This is a genomic window from Novosphingobium sp. CF614, assembly GCF_900113255.1.
In the GTDB taxonomy this organism is placed as follows: domain Bacteria; phylum Pseudomonadota; class Alphaproteobacteria; order Sphingomonadales; family Sphingomonadaceae; genus Novosphingobium.
Genome location: NZ_FOOR01000037.1, coordinates 1 through 15,752 on the forward strand (window position 1 = coordinate 1; position 15,752 = coordinate 15,752).

Genomic DNA, 15,752 nt, shown 5'->3' on the forward strand with positions numbered 1-15,752 from the left:
TCTGGTACTCGCTCATCGTGACATTCCTTTCGTGTGCTTGGCGGCTCACGAAAGCAAATGTCGCGATGGGTTCCCGGATACGTCAAACTATGATGCTCTCCCCGGCATAGCCGGGGGATTACCTTTGGGATTTAATAAATACGGATACTACGTCACCTTGGTATGCAAAAAACTCCCCGGTGCCGATCTAAGAGTGGATATGGTGAGGCGAGAGATTTCCGAGGCTCACGTTCACTACGATGTTATAGACCACGGCCCCGTTTTTAGCGCCAAGGAAGCTCGTTCAGATATAATAGCCACTAAGGAGATCGATGAAATAGGAACATTATTTCTTAAGTCTGTGGTGTTTCATGTGGGAAATCAGAAAGCGCGAAACAAACCCATTGATGAACGAGATTTTGTTTTAGTAGCTCTTCCCTGGGATATGCGAGTAAACGAATCGGACTTAGCTGGATACATCGACGTAAGTCGGAATAAGATAGAGAGAGCCGACAGAGAAGCGCTATTCCAGCTCGGCTTTCCACTGGGAGGTGTTAGTCCTTTCGGTATTAGGCATCCGCGAATGAGGCGGATTTTATTGGATGTAGATTTCCAATCTTGGGAGCGTGTTGTTTTTGGAAGCGGCTCGCATCTGCATTCCTTGTGCATCCCTGCTACGTCCGCTGATCACTTGTTTCAGACCTTCGAGCGCATCTAGCGAATGAGGCGAGCGTTAGTCAGGTGGTGTGGGGCCGCAAGGCCGTGCAAGGGGCGGAACTTTATTGGCTTGTTGATCGCCCGTTGCATAAGCGACCATCTTATTTGTTAAATCTGGCTCGATCGTTGCGATATCGGTAACAACAGCGGCAAACATATACACGGAAAATGATACTCTGAGACTCGTATTATTCGATGGAATTGACATGAAGCTCCTAAAAAGAACGTCGGTTAAAGCTGAGATGGCTACCATAGTGCTGAGCGCTTGTCCAGTTTTATTTGAAGTATTCAGAGAAGGGCATATAGGAGGTGAATCGCTGGCTGTCGCTTTGCTAATCTACGTTTGTGGTGGGCTGTTCTCGAATATGTTTGCGCGGGAGGAGAGCTTGCAAGAGCGCGAAGAAATGGTGCTGCGTATTCAGGCAGCGATCAGCAGTGATATACACTTGGAGTCCGTCGGAAGGGGCTCCGTGGCGAGAGATGTCTTTGTTGGGTTGGTCGACGACGTAGAGGAGGTGATTAATACCTATATAAATACGGCGCAGTCAGTGGAACTGAGTTATGATTCTGGAGCAAAGAATATTGCCGCTGCGTACGAAAGGATGCTTTGCAATCCAAATATAAAGTGGATAGACGTCGTAGGGGGACATCTTGATAATTATGTCATGAGACTTAAGGAGATAAATACCGATAAAGTAAAGGCGGACTTTAAGATATATCGGGTAGACCCTCTGCCTACGGTAAATTTCGTGATAATCAGAAGGAAGTCCACGGGGAGAAGCGAGGTTTTTTTTGGATGGGAGCTTCATGAACGTGAGCAAGACAGCGAGGTTTTTCGTTCAAGTGACCCGAGGTTAATTAATAATTTCAGAAGCCTTTATTTCGCGATTTTGGCAGGCCGTAAAAGTATATCAATAAATGCCCTTCGCGATGAGGTTGGTCCACGAAATGAAAGTTCTTCGATCTCTCGTCGCAACGAAGATAGTTCCCTGCGGAAGGGGTTGCTGCGAAGGTTTTTCCGGATAGTGCGCTGAGACAATTTCAATTAGCTGAACGTCTGCAAATGGACCTCGATTATCATACAACTTCGTACCGCGTCCCCTTACCCACGCCATGTTGTTTGAGGTGGTTGGCCGAAACCAGCGCTTTCAACAGTGTTGCGGTTCGCGTCGGTCATACTGACGATCAGGCCGACCGTCATTTTCCCGTGCTCTTTCGCCAGTTGCAGGATTTTGACCGAGAGTTCAGGCAGTCGGTCCATGACGATGCGCTCGCGCTCGATTTTCTTCTCGAGCCGGGCCTTCTGCTGCTGGAGCGCGCGCAGGAAATAAACTGTCCAAGGCTCCCAATCCGGCGCGTCATTGCGGATCGTGCCCTGGGTGCGGCGCAGGGCGAGATAGTATCCTTCCTTGCTTTGCTCGATCACGCTTTCCAGCGAGCTGTACGGAACATAGGCATAGCCGCTACGGAGCAGCAGGAGCGTTGTCAGCACGCGGGATAAGCGCCCGTTGCCGTCCTGGAACGGATGAATTTCAAGGAAGAACGATCACTGATGCATTCTGGAGTAATTACCCACGCCCTGCATTGAGGGATCAGGCGGAGACGGCGCCAAGGATGGTGTGGAAGGGATTGGCCCCGGACAGCCGCGCGGTATCGACGGTTGTGCGCAGATCGGCTTCGGCATCGGCAGCCCATTTGGCGCGGTAGCCATTGGTGACCTTGCGCTGGATGACGCTGGGTCTCAGCGCCCGCTCGCTGACGTTGTTGGTGGCATCGACCTTGCCGGGGAAGTCGCAGAAAGTGAGCAATTGGTTTCGCGCGCGTCCGATTTGGCCGAGCAGTTCCTGCGCCAGTTCGCAGTCGGTGGCGGTGGCGAGGATGGCATCGAGGTCGCGTAGCAATGCACGCCTTCGGCTTTTCACCGTGGCGGCGGCAAGCGTGGTGATGGCGCGCGCAAGCGCAAAGGCGCGATCGAACCAGAGTTTGAGCCGCATGCCGATAAAGTCGCTGCCATGCCGTTCGACGAAGCGCGCCTTGCGGTCGAGATGGGCAAGGCAGGTCTGGTGGTGCAGCCCATGTCCTTGCTGGCCGGTATAGCGATCCGATACCCACACGTCAGGCTGATGCCCGCCCATCGTGTCGCGCACAACCTGGGCGGCACGGCTGAACGCGGCGGTATGAACGATGGCATCGCTCGCGCAGAACACCCATTGATAGCCGTTGCACCCCTCGATCCGCATCCCCGTCTCATCGCACGCTACAACCTGCGCGCGGCGCAAGGCCACAAGCGCATCGTCGCGCCTGGCGGCAAAGATCGGCGCGGCGCGCTTGAACATGTTCATCAGCGCGCCCTGGCTGACATCCAGTCCGAACAGATCGGCAAATAGGCCCTGCAATCGCTGGTAGGAAAATAGCTGGTTCGACTTCAGATAGAGCGCCAGTGCGTGGATGCGCCTGCCAAACGGGGTAAGCGCCAAGCTTTCCCACTAGGTGTTAGCGGCTAATGCTTGGGCCGCGATCATGCGTTGGCTGCTGCGTAGCCTGTTCCTGCCGATGCTCAATGAAGGCATCGCGCCGCGCGTCACGGGCAACCTGTTCGTTGTTGGCCTGAACGGATGGTTCTGGCGGCGGTGTGATCGCTGGCACTGGCTCAGGCTGCGGCGGTGCAACCGCCGGGGCTGGCATCGGCTGAGGCGGTGCGCGGGCAGGTTCCTGTTCCTTGACTTCGGGACGATGTTGATTTCCGCTGAGAGTTGACCCGGGATTTCCATCGAGAAGTGACCCGGGTGGGTGGTATGTCCCGCAGTGCGGGCAGTGGGTCAAGCGGGGACGAGGCGTAACGACGCGCGCCTGCTCCGCTGGCGGCGGTTGATGCTGCTGTATGTCGGCCTGCAATTCGCGCTGGCGTTCCTGCATTTGCTCAAGCGCAGCGCGCCGCTGTTCATCCAGCGTGCGGCGCTCGCCAAGCTGGCGGAAAACGACCGCGTCCTTCTCCGCGCGGTCGCGTTGCATGGCCGCTTCCGTTTCGGCGATATTCTGTTCGCGGATGCGCCCGTGCCGTCCCGTGATGCGGTCGAGCAGCCCGCGAAGACCGCGCTTGAAGCGGTCCTGCCGCTCGGCAATTTCGCTGTCCTGCCGCGCTTTGAGCGCGGTGGCCTGCTCGGCGCGCTCGATACGCTGGCGCTCGACTAGCGCCCGGCGTTCGGCTTCCTGGCGCTGGCGTTCCTCGGCTTCCTTCCGCTCTTCCTCGCGGTGCAGTTCGCTCAAGCGCTGCGAAATCTGCTGCGCAAATTCGTGTTTACGCTGTTCGACCGAGGGAAAGTCCTCATTCAGCTCGCCGAGCCGGGCGCGGACTTCCTTGGTCCTGATCTCAACCCATTTGGCGACCGCATATGGCTCGCCGCTCATGTCGACCGCGACGAAACCGCGCCGGTCGCCGCGCGCGAGCTTGAAGCCGCGCGATTCCAGCGCCGCCATGAACGCTGCGCGCGAGTCGCTAACCGCCCAGCAATCCTTGAGCGCGGCCTTTATTTCGCGAGCGTCCACTTTCGCGCGCTTGGCCTGCTGCCATTCCTCCATCGTGAACTGGCGAGGATCGCGTTCCTCGCTCACCATCAGCCCGCGCGGCATCTTCCAGCCGTGATCGAGATACAGCTCGCGGGACAGCTCGGTGAGCTTGCGGTGATCGTGCGACATCTGCACCGCCTTCATTTCGTCGGCGATGATCCGGCTCCACACCGCATGGGCATGACGGCGCGGCAGCCCATCCGTCCCGGCCTTCTCGTGAAACACGATGGCGCGCGGTTGCCCGGTCAGGCCGAGTTTGAGTTCGGCGCGGTTGATCGCGTCCTCGAAATCATCCGTGCTGACATCGGCATCGGGCGGCGGGTTGATGCTGAGCGAGTAGAGAAATTGCTTGCACTGCGTTCCCCGGCTGATCGCATAAGTCTCGTTGAGCGCGGAGTGCAGGTTGTCGGACGCGAAGCCGCGCAGTTCATACACCTCGACATGATCGTTCTCCTCCTTGAGCAGGTGGAGCCCCAGATTCTTCGCGCCGCCGCGCTGATTGCCGACCAGGATCATGGGAGATCACTCCGCCTTGATCCCGAGCGCCCGGATCAGGTCGGCGCGCATGAGCATGATGTTTCGGCAAGCCTGTTCCAATTCGATCAGTAGCTCGGGGCTGCATTCAAGCGTGCCCCTGCGCGCGGACTCAGCGATGACCTTGAGATCGGGCGCAATGCCCAGATGACCGAGCAGAGCGAGAACCCTCGCAAGCGCTACACGGTCGATGTCGGGCGGCTTGCTATGTTTCCTGCGCCTGCCGGGAGTGTCGAAGAGCACCGAGCGCACATATGCGCTCAGCGTCTTCTCGCCCGCCTCGCGTTCCAGTTCCGCCCGTTCCTGATGCGTGACGCGAACTGAGATCGGGCGCGGCGGCTTCCTTCTTGGTGGTAGCGCGGGCTTGGCGGCTTCGGCAAAATGAGAATGGAGCTGGACCGTCATAGCGATGGTCCTCCCGGCGCATTATCATCCCTTTTCAGGGCCTTGAGCTGGCTCTCCCAATCTGCCAGAGTATCGAAGACAGAGTTTAGAGAGTCTCCCGGACTCTCCGCCATCACTGCTTCTCGGTCAGAGATTTGACCCCACTCCTTGAACGGCAAGGATATTTCGGGGGGAGGCCAGGGCGAGATGAACGCTGGTTCGCATTCTCGCCCGTAGAGGCCCTCAAACTGGCCCTACCGAACCCCGCGGTCGTTTCGCCGATGTGCGGTTGACCGCGCGAAGCTTTGGAAAGCGACCGCCGAGCGGTGGCATGTATCACCATACTTGCGATGAAGACGAATGACCGCTTATGACGATCCTGCGGAGAACGTGGGCGACCCGAAAAGCCGTGGCACCTCGCGGCAGGACATGCCTAGGGCCACGATCCGGCGGATCGCCGTACTTGTGGCTCCGAACTATTGCCAACGCTATCGCTCGGCTGGGCGCTGCCGGTGGCCCCTGCAACCTCGCACATGGGGGTTCGCTGCGTCATCCGTGACGGTGATCGCCGCGCTCCCGTGCACGCGTAATGACTTGATGAAGTAAGGAGAGGCATGACCCAAACTCGCCGCGCTACGAGCGCATTCGCCTCCGTCACGGCGCTCTTCTTTGCCTGGGGATTTATCACTTCGCTGGTCGATCCACTGGTCGCCGCGGTGAAAAGCATTTTCAGCCTGAGCAATGTCGAGGCACAGCTTTCGGCGTTCGCATTCTTCATCGCCTATGGGCTCGTCTCGATCCCAGCCGCGGTGTTCGTTGCCCGCCTGCGCGCGATACGCAGCGTCGTAACGGCGTTGGTGATGATGGTCGCGGCATGCCTTATCATCCTCGCCGCCAGCAATTCCTCCGCTTATGAGGGCGTGCTGATCGGCCTGTTCGTTCTCGCGAGCGGCATTACCATCCTGCAGGTTGCCGCCAACCCGCTGGCGGCCGCGCTCGGCCCGCCCGAACGCAGCCATCTCCGACTGACCCTCAGCCAGGCTTTCAATTCGCTCGGCACGGTGCTGGGGCCCCTGCTCGGCGCCGGGTTGTTGTTGCGTGGACTTGAAGCCAAGCCCGGCGCCCTGCTCGATTCCGCCGCGCGCGAAAATGCGCTGCGGTCGATCGATACCGCCTTCCTGCTCATCGCCGGATTGATTGTCGCACTGATCCTGTTCATCTGGGCGATGCGGAAACGGATCGAAGCCGCGGCACCGGCCTCATCGCCCGTGGCGGGCTTCACTTCGACTTTGGGCAAGGCGTTGGGATCGCGCTGGGCGATGCTCGGCGGGCTTGCCATTTTCCTTTATGTCGGCGCCGAGGTATCGATCGGCACACAGATGGCGCTGTTCCTCCACGATCCGGCGGTTTGGGACGTTTCGCTGCAAAACGCCGGCTATTATGTCAGCCTCTACTGGCTGGGTGCCATGGTCGGGCGGTTCGCGGGCAGCGCGCTGCTGATGCGTATTCCCGCCTATCGCCTGCTCGCTTTCGCGACTTGCGCCGCCGCAATCCTGTGCCTCGTCGTCTTCATCGTCGGGGGTGTCGGTGGCGGTTATGCCGCGATACTAGTCGGGCTGTTCAACTCGATAATGTTCCCGACGATCTTCACCCTGACGCTCGAGCGTTCGACGGCGGGGGACGAGGCAACCTCGGGATTCCTGTGCACCGCGATCGTCGGCGGAGCCTTCCTGCCGCTGCTGGCGGGCGCGATCTCCGACGCGCACGGCTATGTCGCCTCGTTCATCGTGCCGATGCTCTGCTACACGCTGCTATGCGGCTTCGCCGTCGCGGCCGGACGCGCCAGCATAGTGCGTGACGAGAGCGAGGCTTCGGTCGCGACGGTTCATTAACGCGATTTTCGCGGCGCGGCCCCCTCCCGATGTCCGCGCCGCGTTCCTCGGCGCTCGACGGCAATACCAAATCTCATTGATCGGAACTCCCCTTCCCTTCGTCGGTTCGCAACAACAAAGGGCATGAATGATTCTCGCCCAAGACACTTGGCATCATCGCTCCGTTTGACATGGCGCTCGGTGCGAGCCTATCCAGAATAAATAGCGCTGTCTGTTGGTTTGCCAGAAGGCCAGACCGTTGCATTACGCCGATCCGTCATTATCGCTCGATTCCCAAGGGGTTGCGCGGCATCCGCCCTTTCGGGTCGGTCTTATCGGCTATGGCTTCGCGGCGAAGACGTTTCACGCGCCCTTGATTGCCGCCGAATTCGGCCTCACGCTCACGACTGTCTTCTCCAGCGACCGCGCGAAGGTGATTGCGGATCTGCCCCACGCCAGGGTTGACGGCGATCCATTCGCGGTCGCGACGTCCGATGAAATCGATCTCGTCGTCATCGCTTCGCCCAACGACAGTCACGCACCACTTGCCAGAGCGGCCTTGCGGGCGGGCAAGCATGTCGTCGTCGACAAGCCCTTCACGCTCGATATGGCGGAAGCGCGCGAACTGATTGCGCTGGCCGATGAGCACCAACGCCTGCTGTCAGTGTTCCACAATCGCCGGTGGGACAGCGATTTTCTCAGCGTGAAGGCCGCGATCGCGGATGGCCTTGTCGGTACTGTCGCGCATTTCGAATCGCATATCGACCGGTTCCGGCCCGAGGTCAGGGCTCGCTGGCGTGAAAGTGGCGGGCCAGGCAGCGGGGTCTGGTTCGATCTGGGGCCGCATCTGGTCGACCAGGCCTTGCAGCTGTTCGGACTGCCGGTCAGCGTTCACGCCTTGCTTGCCTTGCAGCGCAAAGGCGCGCAGGCGGACGATTGGGCGCATGTCCTGCTCGACTACGGCCCGCGCCGCGTGATCCTCCACGCCAGTATGCTCGTCGCCGGCGGTTCGCCCCGTTTCATCGTGCACGGCGACAAGGGGAGCCTGGTCAAGCGACTGGCTGATCCCCAGGAGCAGCAGCTGCTCGACGGCATCAAGCCCGGTGCACCGGGCTGGGGCGAAGATACCGACGGACTGCTGATCTACGACGAAACCGGTGCCGCGCGTTCCAGGCCGTCCCTGCCAGGCGATCAGCGACGCTACTATGCCGCGATCGCGGCAGCGCTGGCAGGCCGGCCCGTCAATCCCGTTCCGCCGCTTGAGGCGCTGGCAGTGATGTCGATCATGGAAGCGGCCATCGAGTCCGCCCGCCGGGGTCGAGCGATCGCCCCCGATTTATCCGACCAGGAGCGCGCCTCATGGACCTGACCGGAAGATGAAGCCTCGCTTCGGGAGACTTGGTGGAAGTCGTTTTGGGGCCGAGCATAAGGAAGCCCCTCCACTGTTCCCCTTCATCCCCTGGCGGGGCCGGTGGATTGACGAAGGACGAAGCGGCATGCCTGATGCGCCATGACAGGATCGGATGATCCGCCACCTCCGGCGATCAACATGTCGGCGGCGGCTTCCGCCATTTCGGCGATAGGTTGATTAATGGTCGTCAGGCTGGGTCAGACGTTTTCAGCGATCCAGCTGTCGTCGAAACCGGTGACGGAGAGCTGACTTGGTATGTGTATGCCCAACTGGGCCGACGCCGCGAAGACGCCGGCAACCATGTCATCGTTGGTTGCGAAGATCGCTGTCGGCAATGCGTCGCGTTTCAGGAGATCAAGGCCGGCCTGAATGCCGGACTGGAAGGTGAACGCACCGGCCGCGCTTCCTGGACCGCGGTGACATCCATCCCGCTCTTCGCCAGGGCCGAGAGAAAGCCCTTGCGGCGCCGATGGACCACCGCGTGCGTCGCGGGGCCGTTGACGAGGCCAAACTTGCAATGGCCGAGTTCCCGGAGATGGTTGACCATATCGTCGACGGCAGCTTCGTCATTGGTGCTGACCGACTTCGTCATTGGTGTTGACCGACGACGAACGGGCCGGAAATTCGCCCGGCGATATGCGTACATAGCGAATATTGTGCGCTTCGATAGCGGACAATGCAGGTCTGCAATCGATGACTGGCGGAGTCAGGACAAGCCCATCCAGGCGCCGATTGATGAGCATGCGATCGATATCGGCAGTAACTTCGCCACAGTTGATGCTGACATGTTCGATCACGAATTGGTAGCCGGCACCCTTGCAGGCGGCATAGATTCCTTCCTGGATCTTTATGATATAATGCGGGCTGGGATTGTCGAACAGCACGCCGATGACGAACGATCGGCCAACCCGCGAGAGCGCGCGCGGCGAAGCTCTGCCGATAGCCGAGTTCCGCGATCGCGGTGTTCACCCGATCGGAAGCGCAGGCGCATCCGGCCGACGCCTGCAGCCGTCATCCCAGTCGCATGGACGGTGGCCTGAGCTACGGCCTTACCCGCGCACTTCGATTCGATCCCGGTAAGCGTTCGATCTCTCCCGTTATGATGGACAACGGGGGGCGCTTTGGCGCCTTTGCTCACCCTTCGAATCTATCATAGGGTACAGGTCTGTGCGACTTGGAGCGCTAATGAAAATCGACAATCTCGTAGTGACGGTTCCAGAACGGCCTGCCCTCGGTCATACTGGTGGTTCGATAAGCTTTCTATCATCCAGTCTGGTGATCCGTAGGTTGGAGGGGGGAGCACCAGGTTTCGAACACGGTGCTCACCTGCACCTCTTTCTGGCGGCCCCTCTTTTGTTAGAGTGCTTCGGTGGGAGGACGTCGACCTTCAACTTTGACGGCCCTTATCTTGGCCAATTGACTGAGTGCGATGGCTTGGCGAATTATGAGTACGACGGGTTTCGAGAGCACGCCGTGACTGAGCTTCAAATGCGCGCTCACACTGAAATCGGCGATGGAATTTTTCATCTCGAATTGGCAGGAAAATTGTCGCCCCGGCAGCAGAGCAACGAACATTGGGAAATGCCAAGCCCACTGGCTGCATTCGGGGTGAGTGTTGCCTTTCCCATCGCAGACGCCGGGTCGGTCTTTCACGGCAAGAGTACCGAGATGCAAAGTTCTGTCGAAAGACGCTTGGAACGCTTTATTGCCATGTGACCGGCGTTCAACGGTTATTGTTGCGGGAGAGCCCAGTTCCAGGGCAACAGTTCAGCGATCCGGTTGATAGGGGCCCTTTGCCGATGCGGTCGAGAACGTTGGCAAGCCATTCCTGCAGATGGCGGAATAGCGGTTCGGTCACAATGCAAGCTCCGGTTTGGCAACCATTAGCCAGAAAATGATGATGACTCCGATAAAGGCCGGCCATCCAAGTGCGAACCACCAGCGCGCGAGGCGGTGATAGTGTCTGGGCAGATCTGCGCCGTCAGGGGTAGCCTCGGCGATGCGGCGCATCCGGATCTGGATCGCCACCACCGGCAGCCAGCAGGCTCCCACAAGGACGTAGAGCACAATGGCAGCCATCAACCACGGCGTTGTCAGTGGGTAACCGGCCAGGTTCGCCAACCAAACCCCCGTTACCGGCTGCACGATTACCGCGGGTGTGGTGAACAGCCAATCAGCCAGCTCCACGTTGCGATTGACCACCCGACGAGCCACCAGCACGCCCGAGCGATTGGCCATCCAGCCATGGAAGGCGGTGCCAAGCCCTGTGCCGAACAACAGGGTGGAGCTAAGGATATGGACTGTCTTGAGGAGCAGATAATCATGCATGGGGCTTCTCCATCGCATGAACGGTCAAAGACAGGCCGAGAACCGCGAGATTTTTGACCAAGGCGCCAAAGGGATCGGCTAAGAGTTCTGGCGCAATGGCGAAGAGGATCAGGCTGTAGACGCTCATCAGCACCACACCTGCCAGGGCGGCCCCGCGCCAGTGCAGGAGCAGCGCCAAGCCTATTGCGATATCTGCCAGCGATCCGGCCCAAACGGTGCCCACTGCCCCAGTGCCCGCCAGCCCAAGCCGAGCGAGCAATTGGATGTTCTGGGTCATGGGGGTGAGCAACAGTGGCACCAACCCGCCAGCCAGCCACACTGCCGCTAGCAAGCCCCGCAACGCGGGCGCAAGTGGCAACAGGCGTGCCGCAAGCGTATCGCTCGGCGTTGCTGGGTGACGGGCCAAAGCTTGCGCGACAGGCTGCGGCGTGAAACCAAGTGTGGCTACGAAAGGCTCGACCGGCGCTGAATTGCCCGCCTCCAACATTGCCAGGCTCTCGTGCGTCATCAGCCCAATGCCGAGCCTGGCGACCGTACGAAGGATCCAGCGCGGCACCAGCAGCCTGTGCGCCACGCCAAGCCCCTGCCAGCGTCGCAAAATGCTGATCAGGTCCACGATCCGCATCTTTTCGGGTCCGACTGCATCCACCACCACAGCCATGGGCAAGGGGCGCCGCAGCAAGCGCCAAACCGCTTCAACAAGATCGTCGATGGCGATGGGAGCGACCGGGCTGCCGCCGATATCCGGTATCACCGGTAAGACTGCCAAAGCACTGAACAGCGCCGTGCTGCCCCCGCCGCGCCCTACCACCAGCGAGGGGCGCACGATCGCCCAGCCCAGCCCCAAGGTAGTCAGATGTTCGTCTGCCGCGCGCTTGCTGCAATGGTAAGCGGTAGTGCCATCCTCCGCGCCCAGCGCGGAGATCTGGATCACGCGTCCCACTCCGGCCTGCGCGGCGCCGTCGAACAGGGCAATGGCGCCGCGCGTGTGCAAACCATCGTAATCGGCCCCCGCAGCCAGCGCGCCTGCACAGTTCACCAGAGCGTCATAGCCCTGGAGACGCTCTGCCCAGATGGCGTCATCTTCACGGGTCAGATCACAGGCGATATCACGTCCGCGCCTCCCGGCGATCATCACCTCGCAGCCTTCGGCGCGCAGCCGTCCGGCCAGATGTCCGCCGATAAAGCCGCCGCCCACGATCATCACACGCATCGCGGCCTCCTCAATTAATGTTGGACTGCGGCACGCGGCGCCACACGGCCAGCCCCATGCCGGCCATCGCCATCAGGATGCCCGCCAGAGTAGCCGCCACCGTGCCCTGGATCAGTTCGGTGGGATCCGTGGCAATCCGCGCCATCGAGACGAACAGCAGCGGCAGCGCTATCATCATCACCATCGACCACACCGTCCAGAACGAGGATCGCTCTTCAGTTCCGCACAATTCAGACAACAGGATTGAAAGCGGGCGGCGCAATACGAAGGCGGCCAGCCCCGCCAGCGCCAGCGTGACAGCATAGGTGAGCAGCAAGGCGGCAATCGGGATCAGCATGGCTTGGCTCCTTTCACAAGGGCAGTCGGGATGACCGCGTCGTGTCCCTTGCTTCGCAACTGGCATGCCAATTGCGAAGATTGCCGGAAAACCGCGGCTCTCGGCTGCGAAGCGGCCGCCTGAATGTTAACGACGTAAACGGAAACGCATGATATGCTGTCAACAATGGATACAGCTCTTGGCATCATGGCCTATATCGGCGCGCTGGGCCTGACTGCGCTGGCCAGCTCTTTGCTGGCAGGCTTTGTAGCGGCCAAGGCACGCGGCCTGCCGGGCGCGTGGACGCTGGCGGTGTTCCTGTGCGGGGTTGCACTGTGGAGTTTGGCCATGGCCGCGCCAGCAATGCTGGGCGCAAAGGCGGCCTCCTTCACGCTGACAGTGATCGCACTTTCACCCTTACCGGCGGCCGCCTTCGTGCATCTGGTCTTTGCCTTTGCGCTGTGCGGTGCGCTGCGTCCGGTGGCATGGGCCAGCTACGGTGTGGCCAGTGTGGCCGCGCTTGCGGGCCTCGTGCTGGGCGTGGGGCGGGTCATGCCTTGGCATGGCTTTGCCGGAACTTTTGCGCCCTCGTTGGTGGGCTGGGGCGTGTTGACTGTTACGGCGGCACTGTCGGTGGCGGGGCATCTGCGCCTGTTCCAAACGTGGCGCCAGCAGAGCGGACTACATCGCGATCAGGCAGGCGCCGTGTTCGTGTCGAGCGGGATTGGCCTGCTCGCGCTCACCGGCTTTGCCTTTCCCGCGCTAGGGATCGAGGCCTATCCCTGGCCGGTGCTGGCACTGCCACTTTATTCTGTCGCGCTGGTCTATGCGGTGCTGCGGCATCGTTTCATGGTGGCGGATGTATGGGCGCGTCGGGGGCTGGTGTGGATGCTGCTGCTGGCGGGCGCTGGAGGAGCAGCGGCGCTGATAGCGACCTTGCCACTGGCCCTGGCCGGACGGCCAGAAGGATTTTTGGCGACATGGGCGGCGCTGGCTGGCGCGATGGCGCTGGGGCTGGTGGTAATGGCGCCACTCAAGCGCCTAACCGACCGACTGGTCTTTCCCGGTGCCAAGCTGGATGTTGAGCCATGGCGCGATGCCTTGGCGCAGGCGGCAGACGAGCGGGCGCTTGGCGAATTGGCCAACGCCATGCTGCGCCAGCATTTGGGCCTTGGATTTGATGGTCCGGGACTGGCGATTGCAGGAGAAACCGTTACGCTGACCGGCTGGGAGAACGCCCCCTTCGTCCTGCGCCACACGGCCGCGCGCATCGCCATGCTGGTCGAGGAAGCCGCCCGCCGCCTCGCTAGCGCTCGCCGCATGGTGGAGGCGGAACGCGAGGCCCGCCTTGCCGAACTGGGCGCGCTGGCGGCGACGATTGCGCATGATCTGCGCAACCCCCTGGGCATTGTGCAAATGGCTGCCACCGGCGCCTCGTTCGAAGTGCGCGCCGAGATTGACGAGCAGGTGGGGCGCATGAACGCGCTCGTCACCGATATTCTGGACTATGCGCGGGCTTGGACGATTGCGCAGCGCCCCATCGAACTGGCGTCCTATCTGGCCGGATTTGGCGTACCTGTGGAGGTGCCTGAGGGCTTGATGCTCAACGCCGATCCCGCCGCATTGCGCCGCGCCCTCGCCAATCTGATGGACAATGCCAAGGCGATGGGCGGCGATTGCATGATTATTACCAATGGGCGCACCATCGACATCTGCGACAATGGCCCCGGCATTGCGCCGGAGATAGCCGACAGCCTGTTCAAGCCCTTCGTTTCTCGGCGCCCCGGCGGCACGGGCCTTGGCCTTGCCATTACACGCCGCATCATGGAGGCGCATGGCGGCACCGTGTCGCTTGCCCAGCGCGAGGGGTGGTCCACCTGTTTCCGCCTGACTTTCGGGGAAAACCCATGATCCTTCTGGCCGATGATGAACCCGCCTTCCAGCGCCTGACCGCAGGCTGGCTGCGCGCGCAGGGGCATGAGGTGATCGCGGTAGGCGATGGCGATGCCGCACGTGCCGCCTTTGCACATCACAGGCCCAATGTCGTGCTACTCGATCTGGCCATGCCGCCGCATCATGATCCACAGGGAGGGATCGCTCTAATCTCCACGTTTACTCCCGCGCCGGTGGTGGTGATGACCGGCCATGCCGATCAGGCGCTGGCGATGCAGGCCATCGAGGCCGGGGCGTGGGACTTCCTCGCCAAGCCTGTCGATCCCGATCTGCTCAAGGTCGTCGTCGCCCGTGCGGTGGAACGGGCAAGGCTGGCGCAAGAACTGGCCGCGCTGCGCGCTCGCGACGAGGCCAGCGAGGACATGGGCCTGATCGGGCAGTCCCCGCCGATGGTGGCTTTGCGTGCGCTGATCCGCCGGGTAGCACCCACGAGTCTGCCAGTGATGGTATTGGGCCCCAGTGGCACGGGCAAGGAACTCGTGGCGCGCGCGGTCCACGCCGCCTCGCACCGTACCAAGGGTCCGCTGGTGCCGGTGCATTGCGGGGCGGTTCCGGCAGACTTGCTGGAAAGCGAACTGTTCGGGCACCTCAAGGGCAGCTTCACGGGCGCCCATGCCGACCGCGCAGGTCTGGTCGAGGTGGCGCATGGCGGCACGCTGTTCCTTGACGAGATTGGCGAGATGCCGACTGCCATGCAGGTCAAGCTGCTGCGTTTTCTTGCAGATGGCACTTATCAGCCAGTGGGAGCGCGTGAAATGCGCCACGCCGATGTGCGCATCGTTGCCGCCACCCACCGCGATCTCAGCGCCGCCGTAGCCGAAGGTTCGTTCCGCGAGGACCTCTATTACCGGCTAAAAGGCCTGGTGCTGAACACGCCAAGGCTAGACGAGAGAGGGCCGGACAAGGCACTTTTGGCAAAAATTTTCCTGCGCCGTGTTTCCACTCGCAGCCGATTTGCGCCCGAAGCCCTGGCGTGGATCACCCAGCGCCCGTGGCCTGGCAATGTGCGCGAATTGCGCGCGGCGGTGGAATGCGCGGCCGCTCTGGCGGAGGGGTCAGCCATTAACGTGCACGATATGACCTTTGCCACCGGCGCAGGCGAACCAGTTCATGCCCTGCTCCAAACGCAGACTCTAGAGGAGGAAGTTATAGCTCTGGAGCGCAAGCGCATTGTGGAAGCGCTGGAGCGGACCGGTCACAACCACACTCACAGCGCGCGCGAACTTGGCTTATCGCGTGCCGGGCTGCTAAAGAAAATGGACCGGATGGGATTGCGATGATTACCGCCTTTATGTCTTCCATTCCCGCCCCTGCATCAGACGATTGATATCTGTCGCTCTTTCACATCGACGGCGAGACCTGAGATCGACAGGGCTTGGGACTTGGACGAACCCGCTTCGCGGGAGGGGTGCTTGGGGTGAGGTCGCGCCGTATTTGCAAGGCTTTGGGCGAGACGGCGTCGTCATGAGATTGTGAGGT

16 protein-coding genes and 1 pseudogene are annotated in these 15,752 nt (G+C 61.0%); 7 read left to right on the forward strand and 10 right to left on the reverse strand.

Features of this window, described 5'->3' with window-relative positions; translation table 11 throughout:
* Positions 1-697: aminoacyl-tRNA deacylase (locus BM052_RS18550; protein WP_143084907.1), on the forward strand; the 697-nt coding region annotated here is incomplete at its 5' end.
* A gap of 205 nt (positions 698-902) precedes the next feature.
* Positions 903-1,730, forward strand: a complete 828-nt coding sequence (locus tag BM052_RS19705) for a hypothetical protein (protein ID WP_143084908.1) — start codon at positions 903-905, stop codon at positions 1,728-1,730.
* A gap of 68 nt (positions 1,731-1,798) precedes the next feature.
* Here BM052_RS19705 and BM052_RS18555 read toward each other — a convergent pair.
* The 4 genes and pseudogenes from BM052_RS18555 to BM052_RS18570 form a co-directional block, all read right to left on the reverse strand.
* Positions 1,799-2,230, reverse strand: a pseudogene (locus tag BM052_RS18555) (Fic family protein); the annotation flags it as partial.
* A gap of 58 nt (positions 2,231-2,288) precedes the next feature.
* Positions 2,289-3,173, reverse strand: a complete 885-nt coding sequence (locus BM052_RS18560) for an IS66 family transposase (protein ID WP_091149306.1) — start codon at positions 3,171-3,173, stop codon at positions 2,289-2,291.
* Between the two features lie 16 nt (positions 3,174-3,189).
* Positions 3,190-4,779, reverse strand: coding sequence for a relaxase/mobilization nuclease domain-containing protein (locus BM052_RS18565; protein ID WP_091149307.1), 1,590 nt, complete (start codon positions 4,777-4,779; stop codon positions 3,190-3,192).
* Between the two features lie 6 nt (positions 4,780-4,785).
* Positions 4,786-5,202, reverse strand: coding sequence for a hypothetical protein (locus BM052_RS18570; RefSeq protein ID WP_091149309.1), 417 nt, complete (start codon positions 5,200-5,202; stop codon positions 4,786-4,788).
* Between the two features lie 593 nt (positions 5,203-5,795).
* Between BM052_RS18570 and gluP the strand changes: the two genes are divergently transcribed.
* Together gluP and BM052_RS18580 are read left to right on the forward strand one after the other, a co-directional pair.
* Entirely contained in the window at positions 5,796-7,073 is a 1,278-nt protein-coding gene (gluP, locus tag BM052_RS18575) for a glucose/galactose MFS transporter (protein ID WP_091149311.1), read from the forward strand.
* Positions 7,074-7,311: 238 nt separating this feature from the next.
* Positions 7,312-8,421, forward strand: coding sequence for an oxidoreductase (locus BM052_RS18580; RefSeq protein ID WP_091149313.1), 1,110 nt, complete (start codon positions 7,312-7,314; stop codon positions 8,419-8,421).
* 239 nt (positions 8,422-8,660) lie between these two features.
* On the opposite strand, the gene BM052_RS20490 is transcribed toward BM052_RS18580, so the two are convergent.
* From BM052_RS20490 to BM052_RS18590, 3 genes are read right to left on the reverse strand one after another with little or no spacing between them, the layout of a single operon-like run.
* Complete coding sequence (locus BM052_RS20490) at positions 8,661-8,798, reverse strand: substrate-binding domain-containing protein (RefSeq protein WP_177198565.1); 138 nt, start codon at positions 8,796-8,798, stop codon at positions 8,661-8,663.
* Between the two features lie 11 nt (positions 8,799-8,809).
* A complete protein-coding gene (locus BM052_RS20055; protein WP_177198566.1) occupies positions 8,810-9,055 on the reverse strand; it encodes a type 1 periplasmic-binding domain-containing protein in 246 nt (81 codons plus the stop codon).
* On the reverse strand, positions 9,030-9,347 hold the full coding sequence (locus BM052_RS18590; protein WP_091149317.1) for a type 1 periplasmic-binding domain-containing protein: 318 nt from the start codon (positions 9,345-9,347) through the stop codon (positions 9,030-9,032). Before BM052_RS18590 ends, BM052_RS20055 begins: the two co-directional genes overlap by 26 nt.
* A gap of 301 nt (positions 9,348-9,648) precedes the next feature.
* On the opposite strand from BM052_RS18590, the gene BM052_RS18595 reads away from it, so the two are divergent.
* Positions 9,649-10,179, forward strand: a complete 531-nt coding sequence (locus tag BM052_RS18595) for a hypothetical protein (RefSeq protein WP_143084909.1) — start codon at positions 9,649-9,651, stop codon at positions 10,177-10,179.
* A 138-nt stretch (positions 10,180-10,317) separates the two neighbouring features.
* Here the strand turns inward: BM052_RS18595 and BM052_RS18600 are convergent, their stop codons facing one another.
* The 3 genes from BM052_RS18600 to BM052_RS18610 are packed head-to-tail and all read right to left on the reverse strand — an operon-like array spanning position 10,318 to position 12,341.
* Positions 10,318-10,791: a DUF2269 family protein gene (locus tag BM052_RS18600; protein WP_091149320.1), complete on the reverse strand. Its 474-nt coding sequence runs from the start codon at positions 10,789-10,791 to the stop codon at positions 10,318-10,320.
* The gene (locus tag BM052_RS18605) at positions 10,784-12,004 is read right to left on the reverse strand and encodes an SDR family oxidoreductase (RefSeq protein ID WP_091149322.1); all 1,221 of its coding nucleotides are present in this window, start codon (positions 12,002-12,004) and stop codon (positions 10,784-10,786) included. Before BM052_RS18605 ends, BM052_RS18600 begins: the two co-directional genes overlap by 8 nt.
* Before the next feature lie 10 nt (positions 12,005-12,014).
* On the reverse strand, positions 12,015-12,341 hold the full coding sequence (locus BM052_RS18610) for a hypothetical protein (RefSeq protein WP_091149323.1): 327 nt from the start codon (positions 12,339-12,341) through the stop codon (positions 12,015-12,017).
* 186 nt (positions 12,342-12,527) lie between these two features.
* Between BM052_RS18610 and BM052_RS18615 the strand changes: the two genes are divergently transcribed.
* On the forward strand, positions 12,528-14,231 hold the full coding sequence (locus tag BM052_RS18615) for a sensor histidine kinase (protein WP_091149325.1): 1,704 nt from the start codon (positions 12,528-12,530) through the stop codon (positions 14,229-14,231).
* Positions 14,228-15,553, forward strand: a complete 1,326-nt coding sequence (locus BM052_RS18620; RefSeq protein WP_091149326.1) for a sigma-54-dependent transcriptional regulator — start codon at positions 14,228-14,230, stop codon at positions 15,551-15,553. The genes BM052_RS18615 and BM052_RS18620 overlap by 4 nt, the downstream gene beginning before the upstream one ends.
* Positions 15,554-15,752: the final 199 nt, after the last annotated feature.

What these genes read in the sequence shown, in the direction of transcription:
- BM052_RS19705 (WP_143084908.1), top strand. Translation starts at nt 903, where the DNA reads ATGAAGCTCCTAAAAAGAACGTCGGTTAAAGCTGAGATGGCTACCATA.
- BM052_RS18565 (WP_091149307.1), bottom strand. Translation starts at nt 4,779, where the DNA reads ATGATCCTGGTCGGCAATCAGCGCGGCGGCGCGAAGAATCTGGGGCTC.
- BM052_RS18570 (WP_091149309.1), bottom strand. Translation starts at nt 5,202, where the DNA reads ATGACGGTCCAGCTCCATTCTCATTTTGCCGAAGCCGCCAAGCCCGCG.
- gluP (WP_091149311.1), top strand. Translation starts at nt 5,796, where the DNA reads ATGACCCAAACTCGCCGCGCTACGAGCGCATTCGCCTCCGTCACGGCG.
- BM052_RS20055 (WP_177198566.1), bottom strand. Translation starts at nt 9,055, where the DNA reads ATGACGAAGTCGGTCAGCACCAATGACGAAGCTGCCGTCGACGATATG.
- BM052_RS18595 (WP_143084909.1), top strand. Translation starts at nt 9,649, where the DNA reads ATGAAAATCGACAATCTCGTAGTGACGGTTCCAGAACGGCCTGCCCTC.
- BM052_RS18600 (WP_091149320.1), bottom strand. Translation starts at nt 10,791, where the DNA reads ATGCATGATTATCTGCTCCTCAAGACAGTCCATATCCTTAGCTCCACC.
- BM052_RS18605 (WP_091149322.1), bottom strand. Translation starts at nt 12,004, where the DNA reads ATGCGTGTGATGATCGTGGGCGGCGGCTTTATCGGCGGACATCTGGCC.
- BM052_RS18610 (WP_091149323.1), bottom strand. Translation starts at nt 12,341, where the DNA reads ATGCTGATCCCGATTGCCGCCTTGCTGCTCACCTATGCTGTCACGCTG.
- BM052_RS18615 (WP_091149325.1), top strand. Translation starts at nt 12,528, where the DNA reads ATGGCCTATATCGGCGCGCTGGGCCTGACTGCGCTGGCCAGCTCTTTG.
- BM052_RS18620 (WP_091149326.1), top strand. Translation starts at nt 14,228, where the DNA reads ATGATCCTTCTGGCCGATGATGAACCCGCCTTCCAGCGCCTGACCGCA.